The organism is Pseudoalteromonas sp. MMG024, assembly GCF_021654175.1.
In the GTDB taxonomy this organism is placed as follows: domain Bacteria; phylum Pseudomonadota; class Gammaproteobacteria; order Enterobacterales; family Alteromonadaceae; genus Pseudoalteromonas.
This window is the reverse complement of record NZ_JAKFZO010000010.1, coordinates 86,651-104,873: the sequence shown is the minus strand read 5'-3', so window position 1 is coordinate 104,873 and position 18,223 is coordinate 86,651. Positions and strand designations below refer to the sequence as shown.

At 41.7% G+C, this 18,223-nt stretch carries 17 protein-coding genes; 11 read left to right on the top strand and 6 right to left on the bottom strand.

All coding sequences use genetic code 11. From position 1 onward, the window contains the following. The first annotated feature begins 3 nt into the window (after window positions 1–3). The 7 genes from L1068_RS11445 (at window position 4) to L1068_RS22070 (ending at window position 6,253) form a co-directional block, all read left to right on the top strand. Complete coding sequence (locus L1068_RS11445) at window positions 4–3,114, top strand: CusA/CzcA family heavy metal efflux RND transporter (protein ID WP_237130373.1); 3,111 nt, start codon at window positions 4–6, stop codon at window positions 3,112–3,114. A gap of 189 nt (window positions 3,115–3,303) precedes the next feature. Then, window positions 3,304–3,975: a hypothetical protein gene (locus L1068_RS11440; protein WP_237130372.1), complete on the top strand. Its 672-nt coding sequence runs from the start codon at window positions 3,304–3,306 to the stop codon at window positions 3,973–3,975. A 253-nt stretch (window positions 3,976–4,228) separates the two neighbouring features. Then, window positions 4,229–4,369: a hypothetical protein gene (locus L1068_RS11435; RefSeq protein ID WP_157813533.1), complete on the top strand. Its 141-nt coding sequence runs from the start codon at window positions 4,229–4,231 to the stop codon at window positions 4,367–4,369. A gap of 26 nt (window positions 4,370–4,395) precedes the next feature. Continuing rightward, entirely contained in the window at window positions 4,396–4,530 is a 135-nt protein-coding gene (locus L1068_RS22075) for a hypothetical protein (protein WP_275419482.1), read from the top strand. Window positions 4,531–4,837: 307 nt separating this feature from the next. Beyond that, window positions 4,838–5,347: a helix-turn-helix domain-containing protein gene (locus L1068_RS11430; RefSeq protein WP_237130371.1), complete on the top strand. Its 510-nt coding sequence runs from the start codon at window positions 4,838–4,840 to the stop codon at window positions 5,345–5,347. 605 nt (window positions 5,348–5,952) lie between these two features. Continuing rightward, window positions 5,953–6,093, top strand: a complete 141-nt coding sequence (locus tag L1068_RS11425) for a hypothetical protein (protein ID WP_157813533.1) — start codon at window positions 5,953–5,955, stop codon at window positions 6,091–6,093. Window positions 6,094–6,118: 25 nt separating this feature from the next. Further along, on the top strand, window positions 6,119–6,253 hold the full coding sequence (locus tag L1068_RS22070) for a hypothetical protein (RefSeq protein WP_267884436.1): 135 nt from the start codon (window positions 6,119–6,121) through the stop codon (window positions 6,251–6,253). Between the two features lie 132 nt (window positions 6,254–6,385). Here L1068_RS22070 and katG (L1068_RS11420) read toward each other — a convergent pair whose 3' ends face one another. Both katG (L1068_RS11420) and L1068_RS11415 read right to left on the bottom strand, forming a co-directional pair. Next, window positions 6,386–8,545, bottom strand: a complete 2,160-nt coding sequence (katG, locus tag L1068_RS11420; RefSeq protein WP_237130370.1) for a catalase/peroxidase HPI — start codon at window positions 8,543–8,545, stop codon at window positions 6,386–6,388. A gap of 358 nt (window positions 8,546–8,903) precedes the next feature. Beyond that, complete coding sequence (locus L1068_RS11415; RefSeq protein WP_237130369.1) at window positions 8,904–9,812, bottom strand: hydrogen peroxide-inducible genes activator; 909 nt, start codon at window positions 9,810–9,812, stop codon at window positions 8,904–8,906. A 329-nt stretch (window positions 9,813–10,141) separates the two neighbouring features. Between L1068_RS11415 and katG (L1068_RS11410) the strand changes: the two genes are divergently transcribed. Beyond that, window positions 10,142–12,409: a catalase/peroxidase HPI gene (gene katG / locus L1068_RS11410; RefSeq protein WP_237130368.1), complete on the top strand. Its 2,268-nt coding sequence runs from the start codon at window positions 10,142–10,144 to the stop codon at window positions 12,407–12,409. Window positions 12,410–12,618: 209 nt separating this feature from the next. On the opposite strand, the gene L1068_RS11405 is transcribed toward katG (L1068_RS11410), so the two are convergent. From L1068_RS11405 to L1068_RS11395, 3 genes are all read right to left on the bottom strand, one after another. Beyond that, a complete protein-coding gene (locus L1068_RS11405; protein ID WP_237130367.1) occupies window positions 12,619–13,149 on the bottom strand; it encodes a CIA30 family protein in 531 nt (176 codons plus the stop codon). 106 nt (window positions 13,150–13,255) lie between these two features. Next, on the bottom strand, window positions 13,256–14,047 hold the full coding sequence (locus tag L1068_RS11400; RefSeq protein ID WP_237130366.1) for an amidohydrolase: 792 nt from the start codon (window positions 14,045–14,047) through the stop codon (window positions 13,256–13,258). Beyond that, window positions 14,035–15,129, bottom strand: coding sequence for a methionine aminotransferase (locus L1068_RS11395; RefSeq protein ID WP_237130447.1), 1,095 nt, complete (start codon window positions 15,127–15,129; stop codon window positions 14,035–14,037). The genes L1068_RS11400 and L1068_RS11395 overlap by 13 nt, the downstream gene beginning before the upstream one ends. 154 nt (window positions 15,130–15,283) lie before the next feature. Here L1068_RS11395 and L1068_RS11390 point away from each other — a divergent pair, with 154 nt between their 5' ends. Genes L1068_RS11390 through L1068_RS11380 form a run of 3 tightly spaced genes read left to right on the top strand, consistent with a single transcriptional unit; the run spans window position 15,284 to window position 17,120 of the window. Further along, a complete protein-coding gene (locus tag L1068_RS11390) occupies window positions 15,284–15,898 on the top strand; it encodes a methylthioribulose 1-phosphate dehydratase (RefSeq protein ID WP_237130365.1) in 615 nt (204 codons plus the stop codon). Then, the gene (mtnC, locus tag L1068_RS11385; protein WP_237130364.1) at window positions 15,895–16,581 is read left to right on the top strand and encodes an acireductone synthase; all 687 of its coding nucleotides are present in this window, start codon (window positions 15,895–15,897) and stop codon (window positions 16,579–16,581) included. Before L1068_RS11390 ends, mtnC begins: the two co-directional genes overlap by 4 nt. Then, window positions 16,578–17,120, top strand: coding sequence for an acireductone dioxygenase (locus tag L1068_RS11380; RefSeq protein WP_237130363.1), 543 nt, complete (start codon window positions 16,578–16,580; stop codon window positions 17,118–17,120). The genes mtnC and L1068_RS11380 overlap by 4 nt, the downstream gene beginning before the upstream one ends. A 52-nt stretch (window positions 17,121–17,172) precedes the next feature. Here the strand turns inward: L1068_RS11380 and mtnA are convergent, their stop codons facing one another. Beyond that, window positions 17,173–18,195, bottom strand: a complete 1,023-nt coding sequence (mtnA, locus tag L1068_RS11375; protein ID WP_237130362.1) for an S-methyl-5-thioribose-1-phosphate isomerase — start codon at window positions 18,193–18,195, stop codon at window positions 17,173–17,175. Window positions 18,196–18,223: the final 28 nt, after the last annotated feature.

Sequence of the window (18,223 nt, the reverse complement as noted above, 5' to 3'; positions counted from 1 at the left end):
CTTATGCTAGAGTCCATTTTAAAGTTCGCGATTGAGCGAAGTAAGTTAGTACTTGCAATGGTAATGTTAGTTGCAGCACTGGGTGCTTGGCAGTTTACTAAACTGCCCATCGATGCCGTGCCCGACATTACCAATGTTCAGGTCGTTATCAATACCGAAGTGCCCGGTTTCACCCCGCTGGAAGTTGAGCAACGCGTTACTTACGTGCTTGAAACTGCACTGGCTGGCGTGCCCAATTTAAGTTACACACGTTCTATTTCACGTTATGGTTTATCACAAGTGGTTGCCATATTCAGTGATGACACCGATATCTATTTTGCCCGCCAGTTAGTAAATGAGCGATTGGTTTCAGCAAAATCTGAATTACCCTTTGGCGTAGAGCCAGAGCTTGGCCCGATTTCCACAGGGCTGGGTGAAATTTTTATGTTTACGGTTGATGCATTGCCAGGTGCAACAAATCCCGATGGCAGCCTAATTACGGCAACGGATTTACGCACCGTGCACGACTGGATCATTCGCCCGCAACTAGTACAAGTTGAAGGCGTTGTTGAAGTAAACCCCATTGGCGGCTTTGAGCGCGAAATTCAAATCGCCATAAAACCTGAAAAACTGTTGGCATTTGGCTTGTCGCAACAAGATGTAATTGATGCCATTGGCAGTCATAACCAAAACCGTGGGGCGGGCTTTATTGAGCGTGATGGTTCGCAGTGGTTAGTGCGCATTCCCGGTCAATTAAGCGATTTAGCCCAGCTTGAAAATGTACCCATAACAAATTTGCAAGGTGCGATTATTCGCATTAAAGATGTTGCCGATGTGATAGAAGGTAAAGAGCTACGCTCTGGTGCAGCCACACAAAATGGCCATGAAGTGGTGCTCAGTACCGTCTTTATGTTAATTGGTGAAAACAGTCAAAAAGTGGCAAAAGAGGTCGGCGAACGCTTAACAGAAATAAGTAAAAGTTTACCGCAAGGGGTGGTGATTAACCCTGCGTACGATCGCACAAAACTGGTAAATAAAACCCTCGATACCGTTAAAACCAATTTGCTTGAAGGCGCACTGCTGGTCATTGTTATTTTGTTTTTACTGCTCGGTAATTTTAGAGCGGCACTTATCACCGCGATGGTGATCCCATTTGCCATGTTAATGACCATTACAGGAATGGTACAAAGTAAAGTAAGTGCTAACTTAATGAGTTTAGGCGCGCTCGATTTTGGCCTACTGGTTGATGGCGCAATTATTATCGTAGAAAACTGTATGCGCCGCTTAAGCCAAGCACATAATGGTCAAAACACAGCGCAGCCCTTGCCATTAAACGAGCGTTTAGCCTTGGTGTTTGATGCCACCCGTGAAGTGATCCGCCCTGCCCTATTTGGTGTGTTTATTATTACCGCAGTGTATTTACCGATTTTTGCCCTAACCGGCGTGGAAGGCAAAATGTTCCATCCGATGGCAATGACAGTGGTAATTGCCCTAGTGAGTGCCATGGTTTTATCAATTACGTTTGTACCTGCATGCATTGCTCTGTTATTTAAAAAGCCAGTTCAAGAAAAAGAAAATATCGTAATGAAGGCAAGCACTGCGCTTTATCAGCCAATCTTAACCTTTGTGTTAAAAATGCGTTGGGTAGTTGTTGGCAGCGCTCTTGCGCTTATGACATTTGCTGGCGTTATGAGTACCCAACTCGGCAGCGAATTTGTGCCTAATTTAGATGAAGGTGATATTGCTATGCATGCCATGCGCATACCGGGCACGTCACTTTCTCAGTCGATTAAAATGCAAGAACTGTTAGAGCAAAAAATTGCTGAAAAAGCCGAAGTGTTAAGTGTATTTTCAAAGATTGGTACACCTGATGTGGCCACCGACCCTATGCCACCAAGCGTTGCAGATGTCTTCATTATGCTAAAACCGCGTGCTGAATGGCCAAACCCAACTAAGCCAAAAACCCAATTGGTAACAGAGCTTGAGCAACTAGTTGAAACCATTCCAGGGAACCGTTATGAGTTTTTACAACCGATTCAAATGCGCTTTAATGAACTGCTCTCGGGTGTGCGCTCTGAGCTTGCGATTAAGGTTTTTGGCGATGATTTTGATACCCTTGCGATTGTTGGAAAGCGCATTGAAAGTGCAATTGAAAACGTTGTTGGTATTCGCGATGTGCAAGTGGAAAAAGTTAAAGGCTTGCCCATTTTAACCATCAATCCAATTGATCACATGTTAGCGCGTTATGCTTTAACCAAGGCCGATTTACAACAGCAAATTGCCATTAGCATGGGCGGCGTGGATGTTGGTAAGTTTTATCAAGGCGATCGTCGCTTTGATATTGTTGTGCGTTTACCCGATGATAAACGCCGAGATATCGATAATCTCAAACACCTACCCATTACCTTAGCTAATGGCGATTATGTGCCGCTGTCGGAAGTAGCAAGCATTGAAAAAGTTAACTCGGCAAATCAGATTAACCGTGAAAATGGTAAACGCCGCATTGTGGTAACAGCCAATGTGCGTGGCCGCGATTTGGGTGGTTTTGTTAAAGATGTGCAAATGGCGATTGAACAAAATGCAGATATTCCCGCAGGTTACTGGGTAGAATACGGCGGTACATACCAAAAACTGCAATCAGCAACCAAGCGTTTAACCTTAGTTGTACCGTTAACTTTAGCGATTATTGTGGCGCTGTTGTTAATCGCTCTTGGCTCATTTAAAGACTCAATGATTATCTTCAGCGGTGTGCCACTGGCACTCACTGGCGGTATTTTCGCGCTATTCCTGCGAGATATTCCGTTTTCAATCTCGGCTGCTGTGGGCTTTATTGCCCTGTCTGGTATAGCAATTTTAAATGGCTTAGTAATGGTATCGTTTATTCGTGAGTTAAGAGCCAACCAACTTGGCTTAAATGACGCCATTATTACCGGGGCGCTAACGCGATTACGCCCGGTACTGACCACCGCACTTGTTGCCTCGCTTGGCTTTATTCCAATGGCACTTAACACTGGCATTGGCTCAGAAGTGCAAAGGCCGCTTGCGACTGTGGTTATTGGCGGGGTGATTTCATCCACCTTGCTAACTCTTTTTGTTTTGCCAGCGCTTTATTGCATATTGCATAACAAGAACTGACTATAAATATGCTATGCCCTCTATTGAGGGCATCTTTGCGCCTAGCCTATAAACGTAAGAATCTGTAATGAATTTAAATACTTTCTTACACAAGACTAACGTGTTTATTGCCATCTTCACGCTTTTTAAACTAGCACTATGTTATTATCGCGCTAGATTTTTTTGGGGTAGATTGGAACTAGGCATATTATGATTAAAAATTCAGGGAAGGTAGCACTTATTGTAAGTGCGCTGTGTTTTGGGGCAATTGGCTGTAGTGATTCAATCACAGATGATTTAGACGATGCATTAACCCATGAAGCAGAGTTTTCGTTTATCAATGCAATGGATTACAGTGTTGACTTTCATTTGCAAAAACGCACCATCACTGCAGGTTCAAGTGGCTTATTTGATAGTAAAAACCGCGTAGCTGGTAATGTTCAAGTTAATGGTTATTCAAGCGAATATAACTATGACTTCCCAGCGGTAATGAACATTGTCAACATTGGTATGCGCTCAGCTATGAGCAGTCAAAATGAAGTAAAAATGCATACAACGTTAAGCGACGATGACGAACATTGGGTTATTGCTTGGCAAAATGGTGTTGAAAAACACATCACCTTACTTAAGAAAAAAGAGCGTGATAACGCCAACACTTTCAACGTACGCATTTTCGCTAATGGTGTTTACCCCGTTACGTTAAAAGGTAGCCAAGTAATGACCACTGAACGCGGCAAAGTATCTGACTTTTTAACCCTAGATAATTGTGCACTCGACTTAACCATTAATGGCCGCGCCATCGATTTATGCACCGGCGACTTTGGTGAGTCTTACTTGCTGGTTGTAAATAGCGACGGCAAGCAAGTGTTAGTCGAAGAATAACGACGCGAATAAATAAACGCTAAAAAAACCGATGCACCTACATCGGTTTTTTCATTTGTACAACATTAAAGCGTGTTGCCCTTTGCGCTCTAGAATCAACCATTCGCCAATAACACAATTCATTCATCACTCCATAAAACCAAATATCACTGCAATTAGCCAAACATCACAAAGCAGCAGAATACCCATCTCAATCGCCTATTATTTAACTCAAGCAACACGCTTTACTCACACTTAAATAGGAAATTGAACAATGAATACATCTAACGCAATCGAGATTTTAATGGCAGCTGGTTTAACAACATTTGTAGTAGCAGGTCTTGTAACTGCAGGCATGACAACCGCAATTATGGCAGGTGCAGCAATTGGCGGCACATACATGTTAACTAAATAATCGTAAAACACATCGGAGATAAACAAATGAACAACGTATTTGATATTTTAATGACTGCAGCACTTACAGCATTTGTGGTTGTTGGTTTAGTGACCGCAGGTATGACAGCAGCAATTGTAACGGGCGTTGCCGTAGGTGGAAGCTACTTACTATTTAAGTAAGATGAATTAAACAAAACTTAAGGAAATATGCCTATGGTAAGAACAAATAAGCAAATTTATAAATTCAAAAAGCAAACAAAATAGCCTTTCTATTCAATTAAATAGACAGGCTTTTTTTGTTAAAAAGTAACAATAGACATATCCCCTTCCCTCCCATCTCATAAACAATAACCCCTTAAAATTCCACCTATCACACTACTATATTGAGTCTATTGAACTCTTGTCAGGTAACTGTCGGCTAAATGTCGTTATTGTCATCACCAATTTGGTATAGTATGTAAACAATTTTTATAAACAGGAATCGTCTATGAAATATCTCAGACTCAAAAGAAACTGGTCACAAGAACAATTAGCACAATTTAGTGGCTTAAACGTTCGAACGATACAAAGAGTTGAAAGAGGAGACAAAGTAGGGAGCGAAACCTTAAAGTCATTGGCAGCTGTTTATGAAATCACTGTATCTGAGCTTTTAGAGTTAATTAACAAAGAGACTCAGCCCGCTAAAACAAGCCAAAAAACAGCGCAAGAAAATGTAACTACTGAGCAATTAAATAACGCGAAAGAAAAAGTTAAATTGATTAAGTATTTCTATGGCCTTTGCACTTTTCTAACTGTCGTATTTATATTTTTTATGTTACCTAACTATAATGGCGGGGAGAATTTTGGTTCTTTAGTAGCCGTTTTTTTGTCATTTGCTGTCATGATTGCGGGTTTCGCATTTTATGTATTTGAACCATTCGGTGAAAAGTGGGAACAAAAGAAGCTGTCTCAAATTGTTGAAGGTGATGAGCACAAGAATGGCACAAATACAAAATAACCATTCACTTAATGTCATCACCTTTTTTACGAAATTGAATGCTCAAAATAGAGAAATAAATCACAATGAATAATCAGCCACCAAAAACAAATAAAAAGTCGACCATTTTGAAAGCATCATTAATTGGTTTCGCTGTAGGCGTAGGGTTTATGCTAACTGCAATATTTGTTAATTCTGTAATGACTTAACGACCCAATAAATAAAGCAGTGAAATAACGCGTATTAAAATACATAAAGCATAGGCTTTGAAAACTGCTTAAATACTTGCTCGTGTATAAAACTCCTTGCTCATTCTCTGTATGAGACATTATTTCATCCCACAATAAAACCAAATATCACCTCAAATCGCCAAACATCACAAAGCAGCAGAATCCTCACCTCAATTGCCTAATATTTAACTCAAGCAACACGCTTTACTCAAACTTATACCAATTCTGTTAAGTATGTGATCAGAGATAGCGCTGGATAAATGAAATGATAACAAGGCGGAATTTTTCTTATGTAGTTGTTCTACATTGATAAATTCCAACGCGGTTAGCATGATATTTAGTCCGCTAGAATGATCAGCTACTTAAGTGAATTGGTATTAACTAGGAAATTGAACAATGAATACATCGAACGCAATCGAGATTTTAATGGCAGCTGGTTTAACAACATTTGTAGTAGCAGGTCTTGTAACAGCAGGCATGACAACCGCAATTATGGCAGGTGCAGCAATTGGCGGCACATACATGTTAACTAAATAACTTTAAAACTACTCGGAGATAAAAAATGAACAACGTATTTGATATTGTAATGACAGCAGCTTTAACTGCGTTTGTGGTAGTTGGTTTAGTAACCGCGGGTATGACCGCTGCGATTGTAACGGGTGTGGCTGTGGGTGGAAGCTACTTGTTATTTAAATAAGATAAAGTGAAACCAACATTTAAGGAAACATGCCTATGGTAAAAACAAGAAAGTTAATTTATATCATCAAAAAACAATTTAAATAGCCTTTCTATTCAATTAAATAGAAAGGCTTTTTTATTTGGCGAAATGCTAGCTTGCTAAATCAAAGCGATCGGCATTCATTACCTTAGTCCATGCCGCAACAAAGTCATCTACAAACTTCTGACCATTATCATCTTGTGCATAAACTTCTGCATAAGCACGCAAAATTGAGTTTGAGCCAAACACTAAATCAACGCGCGTAGCTTGCCAAGCATCCTCTTTAGTCGCTCTATCACGCAGTACGTATTGATTATCGCCTGTTGGCAGCCACTCATAATGCATGTCTGTGAGATTGACAAAAAAGTCGGTAGTAAGTTGCCCTACTCGGTCAGTGAACACACCTGCTTGAGAGTCACCATAATTACAGCCAAGTACACGTAAACCGCCTATTAACACGGTCATTTCTGGCGCCGTTAACCCTAATAATTGGGCACGTTCTAGCAATAACTCTTCAGGGCTGACAGAAAACGTTTGCTGCTGCCAGTTTCTAAAACCATCATGTAGGGGCTCTAAATAAGCAAACGAGTCTACTTCGGTCATCTCTTGAGAAGCATCACCACGACCTTTGTTAAAGGTTAGACTTGCTGTAAAGCCGGCTGCACTTGCCGCCTGTTCAATTGCAACATTACCCGCAAGTACAATCACATCAGCAACGCTTATATTATGCTCATCTGAGATTGCTTGATACACACTTAGCACCTTAGCAAGTTTTTCAGGCTCGTTGCCTTGCCAATCTTTAGCCGGCTGCAAGCAGATATGCGCGCCATTCGCGCCGCCGCGTTTATCTGAGTGACGGAAAGTGCGCGCACTATCCCATGCGGTTGTCGCCATTTCAGTAATAGATAAACCACTGGCTTTAATTGCCGCTTTAACCGCTTGTTCATCATAAGCTGTATTGCCAGCTGGAATAGGATCTTGCCATGTTAAATCTTCCTTTGGCACATCAGGGCCGATATAACACGCTTTTGGCCCCATATCACGGTGCGTTAATTTAAACCATGCACGTGCAAACACCTCAGAAAAATAAGCTGGGTCGTTATAGAATCGCTCTGAAATTTTGCGATATTCTGGGTCAACCTTCATCGCCATATCAGCATCAGTCATAATGGGATTATTACGTTTGCCGTTGCCATCAACCGCGAACGGCTTATCCTCTTCTTTAATCGCGACAGGTTCCCATTGCCACGCACCTGCTGGGCTCTTTTTAAGTTCCCACTCATGGTTGAGTAGTAATTCGAAATAGCCGTTATCCCACTGAGTAGGATTGGTTGTCCACGCCCCTTCAAGGCCACTGGTTATTGCATCTGCACCTAAGCCGTTACCTTCTTGATGATTCCAACCAAGGCCTTGTTCGTTAATATCAGCTGCTTCTGGTTCAGGGCCTAGTTTCGCTGCATCACCATTACCATGACATTTACCTACCGTGTGACCACCAGCAGTAAGCGCCACTGTTTCTTCGTCGTTCATTGCCATTCGAGCGAAAGTTTCACGCACATCGTGGGCGGTTTTTTGTGGGTCAGGCTGACCATCAACCCCTTCTGGGTTAACATAAATTAATCCCATCATTACTGCAGCTAATGGATTTTCTAAGTCGCGCTCACCTGAATAACGACTGTTGTCATTTTCTGATGTGGCAAGCCATTCTTTCTCTGCGCCCCAATAAGTATCTTTTTCTGGGTGCCAAATATCTTCACGGCCAAACGCAAAGCCATAAGTTTTTAACCCCATCGACTCATAGGCGATGGTGCCAGCATAGGCAATTAAATCTGCCCAACTTACCTTGTTGCCGTACTTTTTCTTAATAGGCCACAGTAAACGACGCGCTTTATCGAGGTTGGTATTATCTGGCCATGAATTAAGCGGTGAAAAGCGTAAATTGCCAGTGCCTGCACCACCGCGACCATCTGCAACGCGATAACTACCCGCAGCATGCCATGTCATGCGGATCATTAAACCGCCATAGTGGCCCCAATCAGCAGGCCACCAATCTTGGCTGTCAGTCATAAGTGCGGTTAAATCGGCTTTCAGCGCAGAAAAATCAAGCTGCTTTAATTGTTCGCGGTAATCATAATCGCTACCGAGTGGGTTAGTTTTTGAATCATGTTGATGCAAAATATTGAGATTGAGGGTATTAGGCCACCAATCTGTGTTCGATTTTCCAGTTTGCGTAATACTTCCTGATGTAAATGGGCATTTACTTGATGACATCGCGCATCTCCTTTGTTTGTCTGACGGGTTCATTGAGACGACATTTTTATTAAAACGACTAACAAGCAGCGTTTTTTCACGCTTAAAAGAATCCGTGTGCCAATTGCCTATGTGGAAATAATGCTAGGCAAGAATGCAGGGGAAGCATTCTGAATTGAGATAACCGAACCACTCATACCTCAATTAAACGCATCAAAATTGCTTTATTTTGCTCGTTAAAATCAGTTAACAATTCATGTCGGTGAACGTAAAAATATTTATACGCTCAATTAGTTATACAGGATCAAATGCTGTTTTGCAGTGCCAAGGTCAAAAAAACATCAAAATTCATGATCTGGCAAATACTTAGATTACGGCTTTAACCCGCATAACATTTGTCTTTTAATTCATTTTCAAAAAGCTGCTGTAGCAATACAATATCACTGGTTCTTACATAATTAGGCCTAACCACAAGCGCTATTGTGCGATGCGGACCTGGCTCGTTTAAATGTACCGCAGCCAGCTCACCTTCGTTTTTCACTAGTTGATCAAGGGCCATTTGAGGTACTAAGGTTGTGCCTAGTTTACCGGCAACCATTTGAATTAATGTGTGTAAACTGGTTGAGTCTAGTTGATTGTCGTTGTTGGTGTTTTCTAATTTACATGCCGCTAGTGCATGCTCTTTTAAGCAGTGGCCATCTTTTAGCAACATTAATTTGTCGAGATCAAACTCATTGGTGGTAATTTCACGCAAATTTAGTGCACATTCGTCTTTATGACTCACCCAGTAAAAGTCTTCTTGCCAAAAATTAAATGCCATTAAACCGTCAATATCGTATGGCAAGGCTAAAATTGCAGCATCAAGCTCACCTTCGCGCAGTTTTTCAACCAATACATGTGATTGGTCTTCAACGATTTTCAACTTAAAGTCGCTGTATTCAGTGCGCACTTTCGGCAATACCTTTGGCAGTAAAAAAGGGCCAATCGTCGGTATTACACCAATCGTCATCGGGCTTGCTAGCGGCGCTTTATTGGACTTTGCCAGCAACGTCAGTTCGTCTACTTCAAGTTTAATGCGCTTGGCTTTTTCAAGAATTAACTTACCTTCGTCAGTAATAAACACATGTTTATTGTTACGCTCAAAAATAGTCACACCTAATTGTTTTTCTAGCTCATGTACCGCGGTACTAAGCGTTGATTGCGAAACATGGCAATTGTCTGCGGCCTTTTTAAAATGTAGCGTTTTTTCAACGGCTAAGGCGTAATGAAGCTGTTTCAATGAAATCATTATAGTTCTTATAAATCGAATGTTTTTTCAATAATAATCGATTTACACGAAATAACCACATCACTGACTCGGCTGTTTCTATTCCCAACACTAAAATGAAAATAAAACAACTAAACTTCAATAAGTTAAGCCATAATTCAAAAATACCGATGGTGACTATGTGTTTTTTTGATTAGCGTTTTCAAAAAAAATATGGCAGGAAAAATGTTTACATAACAATTATCTAAAAAAACGAATATCAACTTAGTAATTATCAAATTTAGTTATTTAAATTCCCTTCTATACTTTGCTGCGTTAATACACCCATAAATCATAAGGGGAATTCAAAAATGAAATCCGTTCAGATATTAAAATATACTTCTATTGCCGCTGTTGTAGCACTATCTTTAAGCGCAACATCTGCATTTGCTAAAGACACGATGAGCAAGCCCAAAGGCGCGATTGGTATGGGCAAAGTAATGCCTAACCAAGCGAAATCGAACCTATTTTGGTGGCCAAATCAACTCGATTTAACACCACTTCGCGATCACGATGTGCGCTCAAACCCATTAGGTGAAGACTTTAATTATAAAAAGGCATTTACACAGCTTGATATGGATGCACTTAAAAAAGACATCGATTTTGTGCTTACTGACTCACAAGAATGGTGGCCTGCCGACTGGGGTAACTATGGCCCATTTTTTATTCGTATGACGTGGCATGCCGCGGGCACTTACCGTACGCTTGATGGCCGTGGTGGCGCGGGCGGTGGTCAACAACGCTTCAACCCATTAAACAGCTGGCCAGATAACGGTAACCTAGATAAAGCACGTCGCTTACTGTGGCCTGTAAAACAAAAATACGGTGAGCTTATCTCTTGGGGTGACTTAATTGTACTTGCGGGTAATGTAGCTTTAGAAAATATGGGCTTTAAAACGTACGGCTTTGCCGCTGGACGTGATGATGACTGGGAACCGGATATGGTTTACTGGGGTCCAGAAGTTGAAATGTTAGCAAGCGATCGTCGCGATAGCGATGGCAAATTAAAGCGCCCACTGGCTGCAGTTCATATGGGCTTAATTTACGTAAACCCTGAAGGCCCAAGTGGCGTACCCGATCCACTTGGCTCAGCTAAAAATATTCGTGAATCATTTGCACGTATGGCTATGAACGATGAAGAAACGCTTGCACTTATCGCAGGTGGCCACACCTTTGGTAAAATGCACGGTGCTCACAAAGCGAATAAGTGTTTAGAGAAAGAACCGGGTGCAGCGCCAATTGAGCAACAAGGTTTTGGCTGGAAAAACAAATGCGGTAAAGGCCATTCAGAAGACACAGTTACCAGTGGATTAGAAGGTGCGTGGACACAAGCACCAACCAAGTGGACATCACTATACCTATCAAACTTACTTAATTTTGAGTGGAAACAATCACGTAGCCCTGCTGGTGCGATTATTTGGGTACCTACCGATGAGTCGTTACATAAATCAGTTCCGGATGCGCACGTTAAGGGCAAGTACAATCCACCTGTGATGAATACAGCAGATTTGGCGTTAAAATTTGACCCAGAATACCGCAAAATTGCAGAGCGCTTTTTGGCAGATCCTGAAGAATACCGCCTCGCATTTGCCAAAGCGTGGTTTAAATTAACCCACCGCGATATGGGTCCACTTGATAATTACTTAGGTGACGAATATCCAAAACAAGCGCATATTTGGCAAGATCCTATCGACAAACCAGATTACAAACTAGTAAGTGATAAAGACATTAAAAAACTAAAAGCGCAAATTTTAGATTCAGGTCTTTCAGTATCTGAACTCGTCGCAACAGCATGGGCGTCAGCATCAAGCTACCGTGATTCTGATATGCGCGGCGGTGCAAATGGTGCACGTATCGCACTTGCGCCACAAAAAGATTGGCAAGTAAATAACCCAGCACAAACTGCGAAAGTCATTGCCAAACTTACTGAAATTAAAGATGAGTTTAATGACCGAACTTTTGGTCGCAGCAAAATTTCACTTGCTGATATGATAGTACTCGGAGGTGCAGCTGCAGTTGAGAAAGCAGCTAAAAATGCAGGGGTTAAAGTAAGCGCACCATTTGTTGCCGGGCGTGGTGATGCAACCCAAGCACAAACTGATGTAAACTCATTTTCATTACTAAAACCAAGTGCTGACGGTTTTAGAAACTACTATGAAAAAGGTTATTACAAATCACCAACCGACGCCTTAGTAGATAAAGCAGATCAGCTCGCTCTAACTGTACCTGAAATGACGGTATTAGTTGGCGGTATGCGGGTGCTAAATACCAATACAGACGGCTCAAGCAATGGCGTATTTACAGATAAAAAAGACACACTAAACAATGACTTTTTTGTCAACTTGCTTGATATGTCTACTCAGTGGCAAAAAGCAGGCGATGTGTACCAAGGAAAAGACCGTAAAACAGGCGCTGTTAAATACACAGCAACACCTGTTGATTTAATCTTTGGTTCTTCATCTGAATTACGTGCGGTTGCTGAAGTATATGCGTTTGATAATTCAAAAGAACGTTTTGTAAACGACTTTGTAAAAGCATGGACAAAAGTAATGCAACTTGACCGTTTTGATATTAAATAACGAGTGAAGCTACAATCAAACAAAGGCGCATTTAGCGCCTTTTTTATAGCCAAAAAAAAGCCCACAGAAGGTTGTGGGCAAATGGTGTACTTGTGTAAAACAACTACTTGGGAAAACTAACTTTGAACAAATTCTAAAAAACAATTCGTTGAAGTTGTGGCTAGTATGCCAATAGTAAACTTAACCTAAAATTAACGGCTTTCCGGCGACTACACTTTTTGTAATAGTGCTATGTGCTTTACCTGCAAACTAAAATCACCTGCTTGTTTATTGCTAATCATAAAACCAAGCGAGCGCACATCATCAAAACGAAGTTGATAGTCCGACTCAAACTGCCTACCGCGAAACATTAAAACAAAGTCTTGGTCCGACAAATTAAACGTATGTTCTTTACCTGCTTCAGTTTTAAAATGATACACAAACGCAGGGCCGTCGTAATAACCATCCACCCGAAGACGCAGCTGGTACTGTTTACCATCACCTACAACCTTCAAACTAAGGGAATCAATATTGGTATTCTCAAATGAAATAGGCGCTCGAAATGATGCAAAACCACCGTTGTTGGCAAGTGACACATCACCCGTAAAGGTTAATTTATTATCGCCAACAATTACGCGGCTATTTGAAACGCCTCCCATCACCGAGTCGTTTATAACCATCCATTCTAATTGGTTGAGATTGATATTAGCGTGAGTGTTTGCTGCCATAAACATCAACCCCGTAGCAAGAGACAATTTCATTGAACACCTAAACTGTTTTAAGGGTAAATAGTAATACGCTTAAAACAGCTTTTAGGTTTAATACAACAAACATTAGCTAGCGAGTGGTAACCAAACTCACTTTTACCTATTTAATATTAGGGAGTGTAAATTGGTCCGCATCTAAATGGGCAGGAAACTTTTCTTTGAATGCGTTTAATGCCAATTTAGTCAGTTCAACTGTGATTACTTGCGTTTGGTTATCCTCGGCGGCAACGAGCGTTTCACCCGTAAAGTCATAGGCAGCCGTACCGCCATTGTGTGCAACACCATTACCATCATCACCGACGCGATTAACAGCGAGTACGTAACATTGATTTTCAATTGCCCTCGCCTGCAATAAGGTATCCCAAATACGGCGACGTGCTGCAGGCCAATTAGCCACATTAACCATTACATCGTAGTCGTTGCGACTGCGTTGAAATACTGGGAAACGTAAGTCGTAGCACACCTGAGGTAACAACCTAAAACCATTTATCGTAATGATTTTTCGCTCAACACCGGCATTTACAAAATCACCTTCGTTACCTAAACAAAACAGATGGCGTTTATCGTAAAATTCCACCGTGCCATTTGGCCTACACCAGTAAAAGCGGTTCGCTTTTTTGCCTTGTTGGCTCACTAACACCGAACCCGCCAATACTGCATTTAAACCTTTTGCTTGTGCTAACATCCAATCTAAAATTGGTCCTTGCTTTGGCTCTGCAACATCTAAATTAATGGCAAAACCTGTAGCAAAAGTTTCAGGTAACAAAATTAAATCAACCGAATCTAGATTGCTCAGCTGTTCGCTTAAGCTATTTAAATTTTTAGTAACGTCTAGCCATGCAATATCACTTTGCACTAAGGCGACTTTTAAGCTGTTATTTATAGCTGACATAACTTCTCCGCAGCGGCGATTAGGGTGGCGTCTTCCTTAGCAAAACATAAGCGAATCACACGATCGCCAGGGGCATTTTCATAAAACACGCTAAGAGGAATGGCAGCAACACCAACTTCTTTTACTAAATACTCGCAAAATGCCACATCATCTAATTCTGAGATGGCGGAATAATCAAGCAATAAAAAATAGGTACCTTCACTTGGTAACAGTGTAAAACGACTATTTGCTAATGCATTACTTAACACATCGCGCTTGTGCTGATAAAACGCACTTAATTCGTCAACGTGGTTTGGCTCTTCTTTAAGCATATCGGCTAATGCCAGTTGCGCGGGGGTAAAGCTAGAAAATGTCACATACTGGTGAATTTTACGAAACTCCACCATCAGCTTTTCAGGGGCAACACAGTAACCCATTTTCCACCCCGTGCAGTGGAAGGTTTTACCAAAACTCGAAACCACAAAACTGCGGGAAAACAGTGCGTCATCGCCAAGCGCGCTTAAATGTGTGGCACCATCAAAGCAAATATGCTCGTAAACTTCATCGCTGATGAGGTACAAATCCTGCTGTTCAAGCAGTAGCTTCAACGCATTAATGTCTGTTTGTTTTAGCGTTTTAGTACTTGGGTTATGTGGCGAATTAATAATAATCGCTTTGGTTTTATCGGTAATTGCGCCCGTGACCTGCTGCCAATCTATTTGGTAATTGGGCGCTGTTAACGCGATATGAACCGCTTTACCACCGGCAAGTTCAATCGCTGGCTGATAAGAATCATAAGCCGGGTCAAACACTATCACTTCATCATCTGGGCTTACGAGTGCCTGAATTGCGACATAAAGCGCTTCTGTTGCCCCTGATGTAACGGTTACCGATGCCTCTGGTGAAATAGTTAAAGCGTACTTTCGCAAAACCAAATCAGCAATTTGCTGCTGTAATGCGGGTACTCCACTGGATGGCGAATATTGATTAAACCCTTGTGCACTGTAAAGGTTCAGTTTGTTTTTAAGCGCTTCAGGCGTATCAAACTCTGGAAAACCTTGCGATAAATTAAGCGCTTGGTGTTCATTTGCCAATGCGGTCATTTGCGAAAAAATACTGACGCCTAAATTTGGTAATTTACTTTGCACACGATACCTCTAATCTTGATGGTGCTTTAACAAAAGCGATGCTATCATTGCCAAAAACGGATGTATAGCCGTCTAAATGTTTTGAGTTTTTATTTTCGAGTAACCTATTATGCATAATGATGCCGCAAAAAGTGCATTGATTGAAGTGGGTCGTTGGGTCAGCAATAAAGGCTGGGTACCGGCAACTGGTGGTAATTTTTCAATTAAAACAGACACAGGTTTTGTTGTCACCGCAAGTGGCCATGATAAAGGATACCTTGCCCCTGAACACTTTTTAGAGCTCGATCAGCAAGGCGCTATTAGCAAAGGCCAAGGAAAGCCATCTGCCGAAACGGCACTTCATTTAAAATTGTACCAACTTCAGCCAAGCACTGAATGTGTATTACATACCCACTCCGTTGCCGCCACTGTGTTATCGCGTTTTATAAAAGGTGATACCTTGGCAATTCACGGCTATGAAATGCAAAAATCATTACGCGGCATCAACAGTCACGAAAGTACGCTTTCTATAGCCATTATTGATAATGACCAAAATATTGATCGCTTGGCAGAACTTGTTGCAAAACGCCACGAGCAAGAGCCAATTATTCATGGTGTGCTTATTCGAGGTCATGGTTTATATGCGATGGGCAACAGTGTAGCTGAAACACGTCGCCACATTGAAGGGCTGGAGTTTTTATTTGCATGCGAACTTGAGCGCATTAAGTTGGAGTCATCACTATGATTAAGGCCATCATTACCGACATTGAAGGCACAATTACCCGCATTTCATTTGTAAAAGATATTTTGTTTCCGTATGCGGCAAAACATATTGCTGCATTTGTTGAAGAAAACCAAAGCGATGCCACGGTAAGCGTGCAAATTGATGCAGTAAAAGCTGAACTTGCTAGGCCAGACGCCAGCCTTACCGAGGTCATAGATGCACTGCAACATTGGATTGCAACGGATCAAAAAATTACACCACTTAAACAATTGCAAGGCCTGATTTGGCAAACGGGCTATCAACAAGGTGATTTCACAGGCCATATTTACCCAGATGCCTATGATTTTTTAAACCAGCAAAAAGATGCGGGCATAAGCCTTTTTGTTTATTCGTCTGGCTCGGTAAAAGCACAGCATTTATTGTTTGAACATTCTGACTATGGTGATATTCGCCCACTGTTCAGCGATTATTTTGATACCCATGTTGGCGCTAAAAAAGACTCAAGTTCATACACCAATATTCTTGAAAAGATTGGTTTTGCTGGCTCTGAGGTGTTGTTTTTAAGCGACACCGTGGCAGAACTTGATGCTGCTCAAAGTGCGGGCATGCACACCTTGCAGCTATGGCGTGATAACCAAGAAAAAAGCGACCAACACCCAGCAATTGACGATTTTAACCAATTTGATGAAGCATTATTTGTATGAGCAAACTCACTATTTACCGTCACGACGATGCAGCAAGCGCACAGCTAGAGAGCGAAAACTTTACTGAAATTCAGCAACAACTTAATCAAGTAGGTGTGATATTTGAAAACTGGCAAGCAGCATTTGAAATTGACGCAAGCCATAGTTCAGATGATATTTTAAACGCCTATGACGCCGATATTAAACGTGTGCAACACGACGGCGGCTACCAAACGGTGGATGTAATTTCACTTACTAAAGGTAATTCGGCGGCAGCTGAATTAAGACAGAAGTTTTTATTTGAGCATACGCATAGCGAAGACGAAGTACGCTTTTTTGTCAAAGGCCAAGGCTTATTCTGCCTGCATTTAGGCAACAAAGTGTATCAAGTGCTTTGCCAACAAGGTGATTTAATTTCAGTGCCGGCTAACACTAAGCATTGGTTTGATATGGGCAGCGATCCTGAATTTACCGCAATCCGTTTTTTCGATAACGAAGCCGGTTGGGTGGCACAAAGCACCGAAAGCAAGATTGCCACTGAGTTTCCAATCTTAGATTAGGTAAACAAAAAAGAGCACCATTTGGTGCTCTTTTTATATTTAATAAGGCTTATTAGAGCTGTTTTAACGCGCCGTTTTTTGCTTGCTGCAAATTGTAAACTCCGGTATCAAGTACCCAACCCGTCACCAGGTGTGCTGGCGTTACATCAAAGGCAGGGTTAAACACCTTGGCATTGTTTGGTGCCCATTGGCACTCACCAAAACTACCACTGACACCTTTTACCTCAGCATCAGCACGCTCTTCAATTGGGATATGTTGACCACTTTCACAGTCAACATCTAAAGTGGTGATTGGTGCAACCACATAAAATTCTACATTATGAAAATGTGCCAGCACGGCCAAATTATAGGTGCCGACTTTATTGGCAAAATCACCATTAGCTGCAATGCGATCTGCACCCACAAAAATCTTATCTACTTTACCCGCAGCCATTAAACTTGCGGCCATATTGTCACAAATAAGGGTGTACGGAATTTGCCAACTTTCAAGCTCAAATGCCGTTAAACGACCGCCTTGCAGTAATGGGCGTGTTTCATCGACCCAAACATGAATATCACCGTATTTTTGATGGGCGTGGTGGATAACACCCAGTGCTGTGCCCACCCCTGCTGTTGCTAACGCGCCAGTATTGCAGTGAGTTAAAATATTATCGCCCGGTTTTATAAGCGTAGCGCCTAGGCTTGCCATGGCTTCACACAGCGCAATATCTTCATTAAATAGCTGCTCGGCAGTAGTTACCAATGCATCAACAAAATTAGTTTCAGCTAATGCTTGGCGCATACGCTTCATGCAATGCATTAAATTAACCGCTGTTGGACGCGTTGCCTCTAAATCATTTATTGCTTCTGCAAGCTGGCTATGCGATACGCCTTGCTCTGCTAAATGGGCAACTAACAGGGTTGCAGCTAAACCAATTAGCGGCGCCCCACGCACTTTTAACGTCAAAATCAATTCTTGCATCTCAGCCACACTGTTACACACATGCCAATGCTGCTGATGTGGTAAAAGGTACTGATCTAAAACGAATAACTGTCCGCCTTGATATTTAAGACTGCGCGCGAGCAAATTTTGCATGCTGTGAAACTCCGAAATATTAACGCGC

Excerpts from the sequence above, each read along its gene's own strand:
- L1068_RS11445 (WP_237130373.1), top strand. The coding sequence starts at position 4 with ATGCTAGAGTCCATTTTAAAGTTCGCGATTGAGCGAAGTAAGTTAGTA.
- L1068_RS11440 (WP_237130372.1), top strand. The coding sequence starts at position 3,304 with ATGATTAAAAATTCAGGGAAGGTAGCACTTATTGTAAGTGCGCTGTGT.
- L1068_RS11435 (WP_157813533.1), top strand. The coding sequence starts at position 4,229 with ATGAATACATCTAACGCAATCGAGATTTTAATGGCAGCTGGTTTAACA.
- L1068_RS22075 (WP_275419482.1), top strand. The coding sequence starts at position 4,396 with ATGAACAACGTATTTGATATTTTAATGACTGCAGCACTTACAGCATTT.
- L1068_RS11430 (WP_237130371.1), top strand. The coding sequence starts at position 4,838 with ATGAAATATCTCAGACTCAAAAGAAACTGGTCACAAGAACAATTAGCA.
- L1068_RS11425 (WP_157813533.1), top strand. The coding sequence starts at position 5,953 with ATGAATACATCGAACGCAATCGAGATTTTAATGGCAGCTGGTTTAACA.
- L1068_RS22070 (WP_267884436.1), top strand. The coding sequence starts at position 6,119 with ATGAACAACGTATTTGATATTGTAATGACAGCAGCTTTAACTGCGTTT.
- katG (WP_237130370.1), bottom strand. The coding sequence starts at position 8,545 with ATGTCATCAAGTAAATGCCCATTTACATCAGGAAGTATTACGCAAACT.
- L1068_RS11415 (WP_237130369.1), bottom strand. The coding sequence starts at position 9,812 with ATGATTTCATTGAAACAGCTTCATTACGCCTTAGCCGTTGAAAAAACG.
- katG (WP_237130368.1), top strand. The coding sequence starts at position 10,142 with ATGAAATCCGTTCAGATATTAAAATATACTTCTATTGCCGCTGTTGTA.
- L1068_RS11405 (WP_237130367.1), bottom strand. The coding sequence starts at position 13,149 with ATGAAATTGTCTCTTGCTACGGGGTTGATGTTTATGGCAGCAAACACT.
- L1068_RS11400 (WP_237130366.1), bottom strand. The coding sequence starts at position 14,047 with ATGTCAGCTATAAATAACAGCTTAAAAGTCGCCTTAGTGCAAAGTGAT.
- L1068_RS11395 (WP_237130447.1), bottom strand. The coding sequence starts at position 15,129 with ATGACCGCATTGGCAAATGAACACCAAGCGCTTAATTTATCGCAAGGT.
- L1068_RS11390 (WP_237130365.1), top strand. The coding sequence starts at position 15,284 with ATGCATAATGATGCCGCAAAAAGTGCATTGATTGAAGTGGGTCGTTGG.
- mtnC (WP_237130364.1), top strand. The coding sequence starts at position 15,895 with ATGATTAAGGCCATCATTACCGACATTGAAGGCACAATTACCCGCATT.
- L1068_RS11380 (WP_237130363.1), top strand. The coding sequence starts at position 16,578 with ATGAGCAAACTCACTATTTACCGTCACGACGATGCAGCAAGCGCACAG.
- mtnA (WP_237130362.1), bottom strand. The coding sequence starts at position 18,195 with ATGCAAAATTTGCTCGCGCGCAGTCTTAAATATCAAGGCGGACAGTTA.